The sequence below is a fragment of the Dyadobacter sp. genome (assembly GCF_051859145.1).
GTDB lineage: Bacteria > Bacteroidota > Bacteroidia > Cytophagales > Spirosomataceae > Dyadobacter.
This window is the reverse complement of sequence record NZ_JBHYGF010000014.1, coordinates 1-15,667: the sequence shown is the minus strand read 5'-3', so window position 1 is coordinate 15,667 and position 15,667 is coordinate 1. Positions and strand designations below refer to the sequence as shown.

The window sequence follows — 15,667 nt, the reverse complement described above, 5'->3', positions numbered from 1 at the left end:
CCAAAGTCTGTTTGTCTGCCGCACTGGCTGGTCATAGCGAAAAGTATTATAGGGATAACTTTGCAGGCATTTTCAATGTAAGCTCCGATTGTCCGTTTTAACATGGATTGAGGGGATGGATAACCGGGCGGATTGAACCCATCGCATTGGATGGCAGTTATGAATTGACCAGCTATGAAAAATAACGCACAAACTTCTGCCTTCACGGGCATCAATAAATTCCTGTTCATTGCCGCATCGGCATTGTCGTCCCTGATCTATCTGGTGACGTACCGCTTGATGAAGTACCGTTACAAGGTGATCAGGAAAAATCTTCTGACTTCTTTCGGACGGGAAGGCGAACAAAGGATCGCAAAAATCATTTCCAGATACTACAAACACCTGGGCGACCTGGTCATCGAGCCATTTTTATATTACATCGTGAGTCCGGGGAGCCGCAAAAAGCTTGCTCATTATACCAACCCGGAGCTGCTCGAAGAATTTTACCGAAACAAAAAGCACGTAGTACTGCTGGCTTCGCATTATGGTAACTGGGAGTACCTGATTAACCTGCCGAAGGTGGTGGATTTTGAAGTGTATACGGCCTACACGCCCATTTCCAATCCGCGTATCAACAGCTGGATCCTGAAAATGCGCTCTTCGCTGGGCGTGCGTTTGATTCCAAAGAAGAATTTCTACCGCGGCGCATTGTCTACCTTAAAACAACGTGAAAACCCGTCGCTGGTAGTTGTAATCGCAGACCAGAGACCGGCGATGGACGCCAAGTATTTTGTCGATTTTTTAGGTCAGAAAACGCGGGTACAGATTGGGGCAGAAAAGCTGGCAATTGCTTCGGATTCTGCGGTAGTGTACCTGGAATGCACCAAAAGGTCCCGTTTTCATTACGATTATACCTTTCATCTGATTTCAGAAAAACCATCTGAGGTATCGCCGATGACGATCACGGATGCTTATTATAACAAACTGGAAAACAACATTTCCAAAGCCCCTGCGCACTGGCTATGGTCGCACGATCGCTGGAAAGCACTTCCGCTGGGCTGATCCCGGTATCTTCATTCAGGATTTCTTATGGATCAGATAGGTGCGCATCGGTTCAGATGGTACCCGCAAAACGATCCAGTAGCTGATCAGTATGCTGCTCACAATGGACAGGATCACGGTGCCTGTCGCTATAGCGGCGAATGCAGGTATGTGTTGGGAGAATGGGTTATCTAAAAAGAAAGCCGCTGCCGCAGCCACGATCAACGCGAAAACAATGGCGATTGTACCGGAAGCGAGTACCAGCAGGCAGACGCGCCGGATTAATCTGCGGTTTCGAATTCTGTTTGTTATGGTTTGGTAATCGTCACCCAAACTGATCTGTAACAATATCATTTTTACCAGGCTATTCAACGATTCCAAAAGTACCAGTAGCATTATTACCACTGTGGCGCATAATGCGAAAACCTGGAAAGGGCCGAACAAAGGATTGAAAAGACCATTTCTGAGCGGTTCAATACGAACCGATTTGGTCGTCAGCAAAGTAATGAAAGTCTCCTGACCTGAAAACAGCTTGTTTACTGCTTCGCTTGCAGTTTGCCCGTCTGTATTTCCCTTAAATAGCAGGTAAGTAACTACACCCATTTCGTCCATTTTGCCACCTAAATCCCGGTAATGCAGCTTGACCAACGTGGGCAGGGAAAAAAACAAACCAGCCTGGATCTGGGAATTTCCCGGGATCTCTTGTACAAGTCCTGTCACAGTCACAGGTGATTTAGAATCTTCCAGATAAAACAGCTTACCGACCGGATTTTGCTCCCCAAATAGCGCCGCTGCCGTTTTGCTGGTCAGTACAGCAGTGAAAGGATTCTGCAAGGCGGTCTGCGCGTTGCCACTTACCAGGTCGAAATCAAAGATCTCGAATACCGAAGCATCTGCAAATACGCCGTCGACACTAAATGAATGTGAATTGCTGCTTTTTAGCCGAAAGCTGCTGTGTATAATCCTGGCTGACTTTTCGATCAGAGTCGTCAAACCGGAATCTATCCTCGCTGCGGCATTATAGGAAGAAATACTGCTGCTTACCTGCTCGCCGGGCGTGCTCCAATCTGTCACTAACTTATAAATGCGGTCTGACTTTGTGTGAAGGCGGTCGTAATCGAGCTGGTATTTGAAATAGCAAAAAAGGGGAATGCAAACGGACATAACGAGGCAGAGGAACGCTAAACGGATCCTGATTTCTTTCGGAACGTTGATCATTGGACAGGCAGGGAATAATAGCTGAGTATTGCTACTGTATTATACTCAGGTATTCGTGCCGAGGTTGGGTCTGGTGCATGATAATTCTCAATCAGAAATAGTGTTAATTTGTCAAAGCCCCTGCATTTATTATGATCAACAATATCTCCATTCAGGAATATCTCTCCATGCAAGCCGGCATTGTGCTGGCCGACGTGCGCACACCCGCTGAATTTGAGCACGCCCATATTCCGGGCGCGGTTAACCTGCCCTTGTTCAGCAACGAGGAGCGGGTGCTCGTGGGGACTACTTACAAGCAGGTCAGCCGCGAAGCTGCTATTTTGCTGGGCTTTGATCTGACGGGGAATAAATGGTCGGGCTTCATCCGGCAGGCACTTGAACTCGCTCCCGACAAGCGGATCGCCTTGCATTGCTGGCGGGGCGGAATGCGTAGCGGCGCCATGGCATGGGCACTGGATTTGTATGGTTTCGAGGTTTTCCTGATCCAGGGTGGCTATAAAAGTTACCGGCAGTGGGCCAATCAGCAATTTGCCCGGGAGTATGAACTGCTGGTTCTGGGAGGTATGACAGGCTCGGGAAAAACGAGACAGTTAGGCAGGCTGCGCGAGATGGGCGAGCAGGTGATTGACCTGGAAGAGCTGGCGCAGCACCAGGGTTCAGCTTACGGCACGATGAACAAAATGGTACAGCCTACCCAGGAGCAGTTTGAAAATAACCTCGCCTGGGTGATGAAAGATATAGAAGGAAACCGGCGCGTGTGGCTTGAAGATGAAAATCTGAATATAGGAAAGGTAACGATCCCGCGTGCATTGTGGGCATCCATGATCCAGGCACCTTTAATGAATGTCGAGGTGGATACACAAACTCGGGTCGTGGGGTTGGTAGGTGAATATGGCGCGCTTGATAAAGATTTTCTGATTGCCTGCACGCAGCGTATCCACAAGCGGCTGGGACCGTTGCAAACTACCCAGGCTATCGAAGCAATACAGCAGGACAGAATGGAGGATTTTATCAGGATCGTGCTGGTATATTATGATAAGGCTTACCTGAAAGCGCTGGCGCGGACCGATCCCGGGCGCATTCACACGCTTACATTGGCAGGGGATTCCCTCGAAGAGCAGGTTGGACAGATTTTAGATTTTGCCAAAACAATTAAAACGCATCGCGTACAATCATCGGTTTTATGAACATTAATGAAATTAAGTTAACCCAGTACTCGCACGGCGCCGGATGCGGATGCAAAATCAGCCCTGCTATTCTGGATACCATATTACATAGTTCCGTACCTGCGGCCGTTGACCCGCGCCTGCTGGTAGGTAACGACAAAAGGGACGATGCAGCAGTGCTCGACCTGGGAAACGGTACCGCGCTGATCTCGACGACAGACTTTTTTATGCCCATTGTAGACGATGCATTTGAGTTTGGCCGCATTGCCTCTACCAATGCGATCAGCGATGTGTACGCGATGGGCGGAAAGCCCGTGCTGGCGATTGCGATATTAGGCTGGCCGGTAGACAAGCTTCCCGCCGAAGTAGCACAGCGCGTGCTGGAAGGCGCGAGAGCTGTGTGCGCGGAAGCCGGAATTACGCTCGCAGGCGGACACAGTATCGACTGTCCTGAGCCTGTATTCGGACTCGCCGTGAACGGAATGGTGCAGATAGAACATTTGAAACAGAATTCAACAGCTACGGAAGGTTGCAGATTGTACCTGACCAAACCGCTGGGCGTAGGTATCTTGTCCACAGCGCAAAAGCGCGGGATTCTGCGGGTTGTAGATGCGGCTATTGCGCTGGAAAGTATGACAAAGCTGAATAACCTTGGTGAACAACTGGGTAAAATGCCGGCTGTGAAAGCACTCACCGACGTGACAGGATTTGGCTTGTTGGGCCACCTTTCGGAAATGTGCGAAGGGAGCGGACTGGCTGCTGAGATCGAGTTCGACAAAGTGCCGGTGATTGGTTCACTTCCCTATTATCTGGAACAAAACTGCTTTCCCGGCGGAACGCAGCGTAACTGGAATAGCTATGGTCACAAAATAGGCGAGCTCACTGAAACGCAACGCTACATTCTGGCGGACCCTCAAACGAGCGGGGGCTTGCTGATCGCCGTAGAAGGTCGGGAAGCGGAGGGTTTTGAAACAGAATTACGCACTCTGGGTTATGACCTTACCAGCTTCGGCACGCTGACCAGCCGGAATGACGGGCCGCTTATCCGGGTGATGTAAATACCTGTTGGTTGATGAAGGATAACCAATCTAAAACCGGCAGAAATGATGGTTGATCCATTCAGGATTTTTATGGCTGCGTGCGTGCTGGTATGTATACACTTCCATGTTTTGGCACAAAATGCGAACAGCGGCTGGAATTTTCTTTCACACACGCAGCAGCTGAGTAAGAAGTGGGACCTTCTTTTTGATGCGCAGGTCCGTACGGGAGATCAGTTCAAGGCGGTAAATACGCTGCTGTTGCGGGCGGCGGCGGGTTATCGTGTCAATGATCAAAATGCATTTGCATTGGGTTATGCCTCAAAAAATGACTGGGAACGGGAAAATAACGAAGTTCAATTCCAGCCGGAACACCGCATTTACCAGCAATATCAGCTGTCGACCCAACTAGGGCAAACCGAATGGACTTTTCGCGGGCGATTTGAGCAGCGGTTTGTAAAAACGGAGCGGGTACTGTTTTCGCAGCGGGCTCGGGCATTTACCGCTTTTCAGATCCCGATTTTCGTGCAAGGTGATTTCAAGAAGGGATTGTACCTCAATTTTCAGGATGAAATTTTCCTGAATGTTTCCCATCAGAGTCACGTGAATAATTCTTTTTTTGACCAAAACAGGGTACTAGGCTCGGTCGGGTATCGGTGGAGCGAGAAAATTGATACAGAATTAGGCTACATGTACTGGTACCAGCGGGAGGCAGACGGGGATGTTGCCACGCATGTAATACAGCTGATGATCACGACCAGCTTTTGATCAGGATTCGGTATTTTCATCATCACTTTGATAACGTTTTCGCAAGGACAGCGCTATCAAAAAGAATAGTAACGCAAACAGGAAAACAGATGTTAACAAAAAGGTGGCTGCCACAAAGCCATTTGCGCGCTCTGTTTATTTTAACAATCCTCTATGTCTCAAATACTACGAATTAGCTTCCTGCTGCTCATTTCAGCAATACTTACTTCCTGCGCTGGCTACCGCACGCGCTATTCCCGGGAGGCACAGGACTGGCAGTCCAATGCACCCGATCCTTCGTTGAAGCTCGAACACACGATGTACCTGATCGGGGATGCAGGAAATGACTCTCCCGAGCACCCGGCGCCCGTTCTGGAATATTTGAAAGCAAAGCTGGCCACCGAGCCGAAAGAAAGTTCCGCATTGTTTATGGGGGATAATATTTACGAGTATGGAATGCCGCCTGCGGAAGATTCAGCCAAACGAAAAGTGGCCGAGTACCGGATCGACTCCCAGCTGGAAACACTGGACGGGTTCAAAGGATATCCTATTTTCCTGCCCGGTAACCACGACTGGCGTGGTTGGGGGATCAAGGGGGTGAAACGTCAGCAAAAATATGTGCAGGAATACCTTAACTCCCGCCGCGGGAAAACCGATAAGGAAGATTATGAAAACTATTTTCTCCCGCTCGACGCCTGCTCAGGTCCAGAAGTGGTGGAGCTTAATGATAATGTTGTGATTATCGTAGTTGATTCGCAATGGTGGCTGGCAGACTGGGATAAAGATCCCCGCATCAATGACGGCTGCGAAATCAAAAACCGCGAACATTTCAGGTTTGTGTTTGAGAACGTTGTCCGCAAGTACAGAAACAAGAACGTGGTGATCGCCATGCATCACCCGCCTTATACCTACGGTCCGCACGGCGGCAAGTATACATTCAGGCAGCATCTGTTCCCGCTGACCGATATCAATTCAAAATTGTACATCCCGCTACCGGTGATCGGCAGTCTGGCGGCTATTTTCCGCGGTACCATCGGTTCGAGGCAGGATGTGGCGAACCAGCATTATAAAGATCTGAGAACGGCCATTCTGGCGGGTGCCAAAAAGAATGGGAACTTCATCATCGCCAGCGGGCACGAGCATACTTTGCAATACATTGAAAACGACGATCAGAAAATGATCGTAAGCGGCAGCGGTTCCAAAAACAGCCCCGTTGGTATGGGCAAAGGTTCGCAGTTTGCTTCCACGTCTGTGGGTTTCAGTACGCTCAGTTTTTACGAAGGCGGAGAAACCTGGGTGCGGTTTTGGGAGGTCGATAAAGATGGGGAAGATGCGAAAGTAGTGTTTCAAAAGAAAGTAAAAGACGCACTTAAAGTAGCGGCAATCGATCCGGCGACACATTTTGCCGAATATGCGCAGCAGCGGGATTCTGTTTCGCAGTTTGTGAGTAAAACGGTAGTGAAGCCTGTGGGTAAATTTCACAAAGCTTTGTTCGGTACGCACAATCGGGATCTCTACACACGCAAATACACGTTCCCGGTTCTGGATCTTGACCAGACTCTGGGAGGGCTGACGCCGGTAAAACAGGGTGGGGGCAACCAGACCAACTCGCTCCGGCTGCGCGCTAGGGACGGGAGAGAATACGTACTCCGCGGACTGACCAAGGATGTGACCCGCTTTTTGCCGGCTCCATTCAACAAAATGACGGCTGCCAAATACGTGGTGGAAGATAATTTTCTGTCCACCAATCCATTTGCGCCGCTGGCTATGCCTGTCATGGCGGACGCTATCCAGGTATATCACACCAATCCGAGGCTGGTGTACGTACCGGCCCAACCCGCGCTTGCGAGCTATGATCCCGTTTTTGGCGGTACGATGAATTTGTTCGAAGAGCGGCCTGACGGCAAAAAGTGGAAAGACGCTGCCTATTTCGGGAATGCCGATAAGATCATTAGTACCCCTGATGTAGTTGAGAGCATTTTGGAAAACAACAAAAGCAGGATCGATGAGCCCTGGATGCTACGTACCCGGCTGTTCGATTTCCTGATCGGCGACTGGGACCGGCACGACGATCAATGGGCGTGGGCTTCCATCAAACAAAAGGACGGCAGTAACCTGCTGCGCCCCATTCCCCGCGACCGCGACCAGGCTTTTTCATTATATGACGGTTTTATTACCAGTGTAGCCGGACAAACGCTGCCTTTTTTGCGGCAGCTGCAAAGTTTTACGCCGGAGATCAAAAGCATGAAATGGACAACGTGGAGTGCGAGAATGATGGACCGTACTTTTCTCAACGGACTGAGCTGGGCGCAATGGGAGGAGCAGGTGAAGTTTATACAGGCGCACCTGACCGACGAGGTAATCAGCAATGCATTTACGACGTGGCCGCAGGAAGCCAGGGAAGCTGCCTCGCCGGCAATCACCAAAAGCATCACCACGCGAAGAGATAACCTGATGCGCATTGCGCGGGCGCACTACGAATTTCTGGCCAAATCCGTGAATGTAATCGGGTCGGAGGAAAAGGAGCGGTTTGTGGTAGAAAGGCTGGATGATGCGCATACCAGTGTTACGGTGTCGGAGATCAGTAAAAAGGGGCAGCTTAAAAAGCAGATTTTTCACCGCGTTTTCGAAACGGGGCTGACGGAGGTAGTCACACTTTACGGTAATGGAGACGAAGACGAATTCCTGTTGAAAGGGGATGTGAAAAAAGGGATTAAAATCCGCATTGTGGGAGGTACCGGCAAAGACCTGATAGTGGACAGCTCGGATGTACATTCCGGCAGCAGGAAGACGATCGTGTACGATGACCTGAAAGCAAACACAGTTTCGCCCGGACCGGAAACAAAGGATAAGCGGACCAACAATTATGGCTTCAACACCTACGAGCGCAGAAGTGCGGAAAGTAACTACGATATCCTGCTACCAATCCCACTAGCAGGTTATAACCCTGACGATGGCGTGTTTTTAGGTGCAAATGTAAGTTTGACCAAATATGGTTTTAAGAAAGAACCCTATGCTTCCATTCAAACATTCGGGGCCAGCTTTGCTTTTCATACACTTGCCTTTCGCGTTAACTATACAGGGGATTTTATCAATGCATTTAAGAAGTTCGATTTCTATCTGGACACACACTATCGCGGCCCAACCTATGCGTTCAACTACGCGGGTATAGGTAATGAATCCGTGCGGCCGGTGGAGGATCCTAATTTTTACCGGGTCCGTCAAAGTGCATTGTACGTTTTTCCGGCTATCAAAAAGCGTTTTGCGGGAACCAGCGGCTTTATCGCACTCGGGCCTTATGCCGAGTTCAACGACATTCAGGCAACTGCGGGCCGCTTTATCACTTCGCCGGAAAACGGTTTGGATTCGGATATTTTTAAAACAAAATATTATTCAGGCGCCAAGTTGCTGGTGGATTTCAATGGGGTTGACCAGGTTTCCACGCCGCATCGCGGGATCAGGTTCAATGCGGCAGTCAACTGGACTAGTAACCTTAATACAGGCTTTAATTTTGCTGCATTGCGCGCGCATTTGTCTTATTACACCCCGCTGGATTCCAGAGAAAATATCATTCTGGCCACTCAGGTCGGAACGGGCCTGAACTTCGGAGACGGTTATGAGTTTTTTCAAATGCCCGTCATAGGCGGCAGGCAGGGACTACGCGGCTACCGGACCGAGCGGTTTTACGGAACAAGCAGCTTCTGGCACGCAACCGACCTACGCGTGAGACTAGGAAATAGCGCCAATCCTGCATTGCCACTTACTTATGGTATATTCGGCAGCTTTGATCACGGTAGGGTGTGGCTGGAAGACGATCCTTCGTCCAACTGGCACTTCGACTATGGCGGCGGCATCTGGCTGGCGCCCGTGGATCTGATCACGATCGCCGCCGGCGCATTTATACCAAAAGAAAAATATGAGGAGAGGCCCAGAATTTCTGTTCAGCTTGGATTCTGGTTCTAGCATTCTCACCAGAATCGCCGGCTGCCGGGCCCGTCTCTAAAATTGATACCATTCCATTTTCCCATTTGCTACCGGGGTTTAGGATTCACCTTTTGAGGGAAATTTCCAGGCAATTTATGTTGTAATCACCCTTTCCACATTCTGGCACATTTTTAGTTGTGGTGGAAGCTCAACTAACTACCATACAAGATGAGCTCGAAATTTGATTTTGGACACGACGAAGATTCTAACGGCGGATTTGCATTGGGTTTTCTGATTGGTGCTACCGTAGGTGCACTGGCTGCAATCCTTTATGCGCCTAAATCGGGTGAAGAAACCCGTCAGCACCTGAAAGACCTTGCTGACCAGCAAAAAGACAATCTGAAAAATCAGTGGGAAGAAACCAAGGCAAAAGCAGCTGACGCAGCTGAACTGGCTAAGGAAAAGCTGAATTCAATTGCTGATCAGGCAAGAGGAACAGTGGATACTTACGCTGACAAAGCCAAGGGTGCAGTTGACAATGCTGCTGACGAGGCAAAAACAACAGCTGATAAATTTCAAAATCGCTATTGATGAATGCCCCGGAGGACAACTTTCAGGGTAACCATCAGGGACTACCAGCCAGGCAGTCGCAGGTCATTCCTGTGATTGAGGAAAAGCTGGTAGTCACTACCGAACTGGTTGAAACCGGAAGCGTGACCGTTTCCAAGAAAGTTGTAGAAGAAGAAGTACAGTTTGACGAACACATCACAAGCGAGCAGCTTTTGGTGGAAAGGAAAGAAATCAACCGCTACGTTGATACCGCGCCACCTGCTATCCGGCAGGAGGGGGACGTCACGATCATCTCCGTTATGAAGGAGGTGCGTGTATAGAAAAAAAGCTGATGCTGGTTGAAGAGGTGCATATTACCAAACAGCAGCATCAAACACCGCAGCATTTTTCTGAAACGCTGCGAAAAGAACAAATAAGTGTGTCGAGAAACCATCCTGATCAAAGGGGTTAATGGGACATGCGCATCAACAAACTATTTAATTAAAGGAAATCATGGCTAAGACAGTTGTTGGAATATTCGAATACGAAAGTGATGCCCAGGAGGCGCAGAACTATTTGCTGGCAAATGGATTTGCAGACGGAGATGTTGATATTAAAACTGCATCATACACGTCGGACAGCAGTACTGCCACTGTAAATGAAGATCATGATGTCATGGACCGTGTAGGAAATTTCTTCCGGGATCTTTTTGACGGCGACGAAGAAGAAACAAGACGCTACTCAGAAGCGGGCAGACGCGGTACGATCGTGACTGTACACGCTGTTGATGCTGCCGAAGCAGAAGCCGCAGCGGCGATACTCGACCAATATGGCGCGGTAGATGTGAATGGGACTGCTGAGAACCACATGATTCCAATTAGTGACGAAACAAATGTGCCTGCGGAGGTTTACACAGATCCCGTGATACCTACAACCGCTTATGATGCCACACCGGGTACAACCTATGCGGATCGTGATGTTGATACTTACGACAACCGCACCATTGACATTACACCTGATGAAGATCGCCTAACCCGTGAGTCTCTGGTTACCAACGAACGCAGTGCTTCACTGCCTGTGATTGAGGAACAGTTGCAGGTTGGGAAGCGTGAAGTTGAGACGGGCGGTGTGCGTTTGAGAAGCCGCATCGTGGAGCGCCCGGTTCAGGAAAGTATTCGCTTGCGCCAGGAGCAGGTAAGTATCAACAGAACGCCTGTTGACCGCATTGCTTCCGAGTCGGAACTTGAAACTTTCCGTGAGGGTACCATAGAAATGAAAGAATACGCAGAAATCCCGGTTGTCAACAAGGAAGCGCATGTTGTGGAGGAAGTAAGTCTTAACAAGGTTGTTGACGAACGCGATGAGATCATTAGCGAAACATTGCGGAACACCGAAGTTGAGGCAGAAGATCTCACAGACGAGGAAAGATTGAGAAGATCCGGTCTGGATTTATAATCCTCAACATGTTATAGAATCTTGAAACAGGCGCCAACCCGGCGTCTGTTTTTGTTTTATTAATTAGTAGCGGCAAATAATCCGGCTGTGCAGTTGGATAAACGGTTCGTGAATAATAAATGCAACAATAACGTATTTGCGGCTAAGGCTTCTTTCCATTGCTAACCCGAAATCCAACTGCATAATGCATTCAATACAAACCAATCTCATTGCTTTACTGCTACTGCTAACCGGGCAATTGTCGGCTCAGATATTGATAGTAGATCCGCGCATGCACCACCTGCGTGCAGGTACCGAACGGGAATGGGACAGTTTCAAGGACACATCAGAAAAGGAGTTCTCGGTCAACTTTAAGGCAAAACCAAATGCATTGTCAGCGACACTCAGTCTCAGGCAGGAGGATGTAAAGGCTGCGTGGGTGGTCAGTTTGAATGGGAAAGATCTTGGGCTGCTGGATCAGGACGAAAATGCGCGGGTGCGGTACTTGCCTGTTCCACCAAATACATTGAAAGAAGAAGGGAATGTGCTGACGATCCGTTACAAAGACGGACCTGGCAAAGCTGATCTGCTACCGGATGATATCGTGACGGGCGATATCCGGTTGATTGCTAGCGAGCAAAGCAGTCTGCTGAAAGAGGCGCAGGTGAACGTGCGCGTGCTGGACAAAGGCTCGCAAAAGCTGGTGCCGGCAAGAATAACAATAACCACACTTGAAAAGGCGCTTCAACCTGTGGACATAGCGCCCGGGCAGCAGCAACTTGCGGTACGCACCGGCTGTGTTTATACAGGCGATGGAAAAGCTGCTTTTACATTACCTGCGGGCAAATACAAGCTGTACGCAAGCCGCGGGTTTGAGTACGGTGTGGATTCTGTTTTGTTAGAAGTGAAAAAGGGCGAGGTAGCGAACCAGCAATTTACGACTGAAAGGGAAGTACCTACGCCGGGCTGGGTAGCTTCGGATACGCACATTCATACGCTCACCAACTCGGGCCACGGCGATGCTACTGTACAGGAAAGGCTGGTTACGCTGGCGGGAGAAGGGATCGAGCTGCCTGTTTTCACAGATCATAATTTCGTATACAATGCCAAACCCCTGGTTCAGCAAATGGGTTTGAACAGCGTACTTACCCCGGTAACAGGCAATGAATTCACCACGCAGGTTGGCCATTTCAATATATTCCCTCTGGCCGACGGAGAAAAGCCTGCTAATCATCAGGTAAAAGACTGGCAATCTATTTCGCAGGAAATGGCTCACCACAAGAAGGTAGTGATACTTAACCACGGGCAAAATGTCTTTTACAACTTCCAGCCATTTGGTCCTGCGCGGCACATTTCCGTGGCCGGACAGGATCTTGACGGCTGGCAACTGCCTGTGAATGCAATGGAAGTGATGAATTCGAGTGCGCAGCAAAAGGATTTCATGCAGTTGTACAGAGATTGGTTTGGCCTTCTGAACAGGGGCTATTTTCTTACGCCCGCAGGTTCAAGCGATTCGCACGACGTGATGCGCTACCTGGTCGGGCAGGGTAGGACTTACATTCAATGCGAGGATGAAAATCCGGGCGAGATCAATGTAGCAAAGGCATTGGACAACTTTTTGGCGGGTCGCGTCATGGTCAGTTTCGGTCTGATGGCGGAGATTAGCGTTAACGGTGGGGATGGCGCAGGCGGACTTGTTCCGGTATCGCGCCAGGATGTACAGGTTTCTGCGCGTGTCCTGGGTCCGTCCTGGATTAAGGCAGACCGTATTTCTTTATATGCCAATGGAAAAAAGATACGCGAAGCGCGCATTACCGGCAATGGGAAGACTGGCGTGAAATGGGAGGGGAGCTGGACTATCCCGGTAACCGCACAGGATACTTACTTTGTCGCCATAGCCGAAGGTCCTGATCCGCAGCACCCGTTCTGGATCATACCAAAACCATATTCCCGCGTTTCGAGCGTATGGAATCCCCAGGTAATCGGTTCTTCGGGCGCAGTTTGGATTGATGCCGACAAAGACGGAAAAAGAACAAGCGCATTCACCTACGCCCAGCAGTTGATCACAGAAGCAGGAGCTAATGCAGACCAGCTGATCAGCCGCCTTCATGCATTTGACGAAGCTGTGGTAGTGCAGGCCGCCTCCATTTTACAATCTCAAAACAAGCTGGAAGCATTAACAACTTCTCCCGCCTTCCGGCGCGCATCAAAGCAGGTGAAAGCCGGTTTTGAGATTTACACCAAATCATTGCGCGAATCTGAAAAACTCAGAGCAAAGAAATAAACCTGCTTCCTTAAAGTATGTTGCCCGGCGTGTCTGACGACGTACCCGGCGTCATGTAATTTATGGCATAATGTCTCAATCCGCCCGTTAATCTGACGTGATTGGCCCCCGCCATTTTTGGCGGCAGCACCTAGCTTTGCATGCCAACAAATCAGTAATGGACTATGCTATCAGAACCAAAATCAGAACACCGGAATGCGACGCATTATGTGGCTATCGCCAAAACAGTGCACATGCACGAAATACCTGATGTACTGCCGCCGCTCATTCCCGAAGTAAAGCAATGGATGCAGGAGCGTGGTATCGAAGCGGCCGGGGTGGACTTCTTTCTTTACAAAACCATGAATGAAGAAGGTATGCTGGAATGCGAGGCTGGCTTTCCGGTAAGCGAGGCGGTAGAAGGCGATGGGACAGTAATTGCAGGCACTTTTCCTTCGGGTAATTATGCCAGCATTGTTTATACCGGTGATTTCAAAAATATGATGCAGGGCCACGTCGCCCTGGAAAAGTGGATCACAGAACAGGGGTTGACAGAAATAAGGCAGGTCGAAAACGGGAAAACGCAATGGGGCGGGCGAACCGAGTTTTACCTCGTAGATCCCGAACTGGAACCAGATCCGGAAAAATGGCAAACTGAAATCGTTTTTAAGCTGGCAGATTAGTGCCATGCCATAAAACAAAGCCGCCCGGCTCTCATTTGATTGGGCCGGGCGGCTTTATTATTTATTAATCGACTAATTAGAGGCCGCTCTACACAACGCCGCCCATTAATGGATCTGTTTTAGTAATTGCGCCCGTTTCTACCTTGCCGGCAAATCGTTCTTCGAAGTTCTGGCTGTCTTTTACCTTCACACTCAGGTCGTACCAGTTGAAGCTTTTGGCTAAGTTGAATGTAAACTGCGTACTGCTGCCCGCCGCAATGGTCTTTTTCTTGCTGCCGGTTTTATAGCTGTTATCTATCAGTTCAATCGAATGTGCCTTGTTATCCTGGTTTGTTACGGAGATAATCACATTGCCGGTCAGTTTGGAATTCCGGGCTTCATATTCACAATTTACTTTTAGTAAAGGGTTGTTCTGGTTGCCGGTAAATTCGCGGAAGAAGCCGTTTGGTCCGTAAATGCGCAGATGGTAGTTGCCGTTTTCAAAGTCGCTGACCTTGTACTGGTCGGCCAACGCATCGCCTGCTGAGACGCTATAATCCCAGGAGCGGAGCGTCTCATTCCGGTAGGGTTTCATCGCATACACTCTGAATGGAGAGCCGGCCGCTTTCTTGCCGAAAACCTTATTTCCAGCCTTATAGGTCACTTTGAGCTCGCCTGTGTGTTTGTCAAAATGATTATCCACATAAAGCTCGTAAGGCAGCGCACATGCCGCACGTACCCCTTTTTCCTGTGTCGGGAATAACGCTGATGCAACCGGGTTCTCGCTGATTTCGCGGATTTCAGTAGGCGAAAGCTTTTTAAAGTTATCCGGCGCCTGTTTGAATTGTGCCTGGTGAATGCTTTCTATGAAAGGCTTTTTGTCCAGGAATTCAGGTTTCTCAATTTTCTCGCCATTGTAGGGGCGGAACACCGAAGTAAGGTCGCCGCAAATGGTACGTCTCCATTGCGTGATATTCTCGTCAACGATCTGCTTATTGAATTTGCGCGCCACAAAGTTTTCCAAAAACTGTAAGGAAGAAGTATGGTCAAACACTTCCGAGTTCACAAACCCGCCCCGCGTCCATGGCGAAGCCACGATCATCGGCACGCGGTAACCCAGCCCGATCGATCCGTCGCGCAGCTTGTTCTCTTGCATAGAAGGATTGGTCTGCTGTGTCTTGGTAGCAAAATCCAGCTTCGGATCTATGTTCGCTGATACCTTGCCCGTGTTCTCTTTGTATGGATTTGGTACGGTATAAGGCGGAAGGTGGTCGAAGTAACCATCGTTTTCGTCATAGGTAAGTACGAAAATGGTCTTCTTCCAAACCTCCGGATTTTTAAGTAAAATTTCCATAACCTCGCTCACATACCACGGCCCAAACCACGGCTGACCCGGGTGATCAGAAAAATGGGCAGGTGGCATCAGCCACGATACAGCAGGCAAAGTGCCGTTTTGTACATCCTGGCGGAACTGGTGAAATACATCTCCCTTAGGAACGCTCAGAGTACGCTCCGTCCCATTGTCGTCGTACTTCGTGGAATCCAGTGCATGAAAGTCGGCATCGTTGATATTGGTTGTAAATGCCCTGGTATTCAGGCTTTTTTCACTTACGGATAGTGCATTGAAAGTATCTGCATTGAATTTCG

At 49.3% G+C, this 15,667-nt stretch carries 11 protein-coding genes and 1 pseudogene; 10 read left to right on the top strand and 2 right to left on the bottom strand.

The genetic code is table 11. The annotated features are described in order from the left end of the window. Positions 1 to 174 precede the first annotated feature (174 nt). Complete coding sequence (locus ACTIE6_RS01570) at positions 175 to 1,041, top strand: lysophospholipid acyltransferase family protein (RefSeq protein ID WP_439554955.1); 867 nt, start codon at positions 175 to 177, stop codon at positions 1,039 to 1,041. Positions 1,042 to 1,056: 15 nt separating this feature from the next. Here the strand turns inward: ACTIE6_RS01570 and ACTIE6_RS01565 are convergent, their stop codons facing one another. Next, entirely contained in the window at positions 1,057 to 2,238 is a 1,182-nt protein-coding gene (locus ACTIE6_RS01565; RefSeq protein ID WP_439554954.1) for an ABC transporter permease, read from the bottom strand. A 131-nt stretch (positions 2,239 to 2,369) separates the two neighbouring features. Here ACTIE6_RS01565 and mnmH point away from each other — a divergent pair, with 131 nt between their 5' ends. The 9 genes and pseudogenes from mnmH (at position 2,370) to ACTIE6_RS01520 (ending at position 14,041) form a co-directional block, all read left to right on the top strand. Then, on the top strand, positions 2,370 to 3,425 hold the full coding sequence (mnmH, locus tag ACTIE6_RS01560; protein ID WP_439554953.1) for a tRNA 2-selenouridine(34) synthase MnmH: 1,056 nt from the start codon (positions 2,370 to 2,372) through the stop codon (positions 3,423 to 3,425). Continuing rightward, positions 3,422 to 4,462: a selenide, water dikinase SelD gene (gene selD / locus ACTIE6_RS01555; RefSeq protein WP_439554952.1), complete on the top strand. Its 1,041-nt coding sequence runs from the start codon at positions 3,422 to 3,424 to the stop codon at positions 4,460 to 4,462. The genes mnmH and selD overlap by 4 nt, the downstream gene beginning before the upstream one ends. A 45-nt stretch (positions 4,463 to 4,507) precedes the next feature. Beyond that, positions 4,508 to 5,209, top strand: a complete 702-nt coding sequence (locus ACTIE6_RS01550; protein WP_439554951.1) for a DUF2490 domain-containing protein — start codon at positions 4,508 to 4,510, stop codon at positions 5,207 to 5,209. 153 nt (positions 5,210 to 5,362) lie between these two features. Then, on the top strand, positions 5,363 to 9,151 hold the full coding sequence (locus tag ACTIE6_RS01545; RefSeq protein ID WP_439554950.1) for a metallophosphoesterase: 3,789 nt from the start codon (positions 5,363 to 5,365) through the stop codon (positions 9,149 to 9,151). A gap of 189 nt (positions 9,152 to 9,340) precedes the next feature. Beyond that, entirely contained in the window at positions 9,341 to 9,703 is a 363-nt protein-coding gene (locus ACTIE6_RS01540) for a YtxH domain-containing protein (RefSeq protein ID WP_439554949.1), read from the top strand. Beyond that, a pseudogene (locus ACTIE6_RS01535) lies at positions 9,703 to 10,133 on the top strand (YsnF/AvaK domain-containing protein). Before ACTIE6_RS01540 ends, ACTIE6_RS01535 begins: the two are co-directional and overlap by 1 nt. 41 nt (positions 10,134 to 10,174) lie before the next feature. After that, entirely contained in the window at positions 10,175 to 11,116 is a 942-nt protein-coding gene (locus ACTIE6_RS01530; protein WP_439554948.1) for a YsnF/AvaK domain-containing protein, read from the top strand. A gap of 184 nt (positions 11,117 to 11,300) precedes the next feature. Further along, the gene (locus ACTIE6_RS01525) at positions 11,301 to 13,379 is read left to right on the top strand and encodes a CehA/McbA family metallohydrolase (protein WP_439554947.1); all 2,079 of its coding nucleotides are present in this window, start codon (positions 11,301 to 11,303) and stop codon (positions 13,377 to 13,379) included. Between the two features lie 164 nt (positions 13,380 to 13,543). Further along, positions 13,544 to 14,041 (top strand): GyrI-like domain-containing protein, encoded by a 498-nt coding sequence (locus tag ACTIE6_RS01520; protein ID WP_439554946.1) that lies wholly within the window; start codon positions 13,544 to 13,546, stop codon positions 14,039 to 14,041. A gap of 88 nt (positions 14,042 to 14,129) precedes the next feature. On the opposite strand, the gene ACTIE6_RS01515 is transcribed toward ACTIE6_RS01520, so the two are convergent. Continuing rightward, positions 14,130 to 15,667, bottom strand: a 1,538-nt coding sequence (locus ACTIE6_RS01515; RefSeq protein ID WP_439554945.1) for an alkaline phosphatase family protein, incomplete at its 5' end; no start/stop codon positions are given.

What these genes read in the sequence shown, in the direction of transcription:
- selD (WP_439554952.1), top strand. Translation starts at nt 3,422, where the DNA reads ATGAACATTAATGAAATTAAGTTAACCCAGTACTCGCACGGCGCCGGA.
- ACTIE6_RS01525 (WP_439554947.1), top strand. Translation starts at nt 11,301, where the DNA reads ATGCATTCAATACAAACCAATCTCATTGCTTTACTGCTACTGCTAACC.
- ACTIE6_RS01550 (WP_439554951.1), top strand. Translation starts at nt 4,508, where the DNA reads ATGATGGTTGATCCATTCAGGATTTTTATGGCTGCGTGCGTGCTGGTA.
- ACTIE6_RS01520 (WP_439554946.1), top strand. Translation starts at nt 13,544, where the DNA reads ATGCTATCAGAACCAAAATCAGAACACCGGAATGCGACGCATTATGTG.
- ACTIE6_RS01570 (WP_439554955.1), top strand. Translation starts at nt 175, where the DNA reads ATGAAAAATAACGCACAAACTTCTGCCTTCACGGGCATCAATAAATTC.
- ACTIE6_RS01540 (WP_439554949.1), top strand. Translation starts at nt 9,341, where the DNA reads ATGAGCTCGAAATTTGATTTTGGACACGACGAAGATTCTAACGGCGGA.
- ACTIE6_RS01565 (WP_439554954.1), bottom strand. Translation starts at nt 2,238, where the DNA reads ATGATCAACGTTCCGAAAGAAATCAGGATCCGTTTAGCGTTCCTCTGC.
- ACTIE6_RS01545 (WP_439554950.1), top strand. Translation starts at nt 5,363, where the DNA reads ATGTCTCAAATACTACGAATTAGCTTCCTGCTGCTCATTTCAGCAATA.
- ACTIE6_RS01530 (WP_439554948.1), top strand. Translation starts at nt 10,175, where the DNA reads ATGGCTAAGACAGTTGTTGGAATATTCGAATACGAAAGTGATGCCCAG.
- mnmH (WP_439554953.1), top strand. Translation starts at nt 2,370, where the DNA reads ATGATCAACAATATCTCCATTCAGGAATATCTCTCCATGCAAGCCGGC.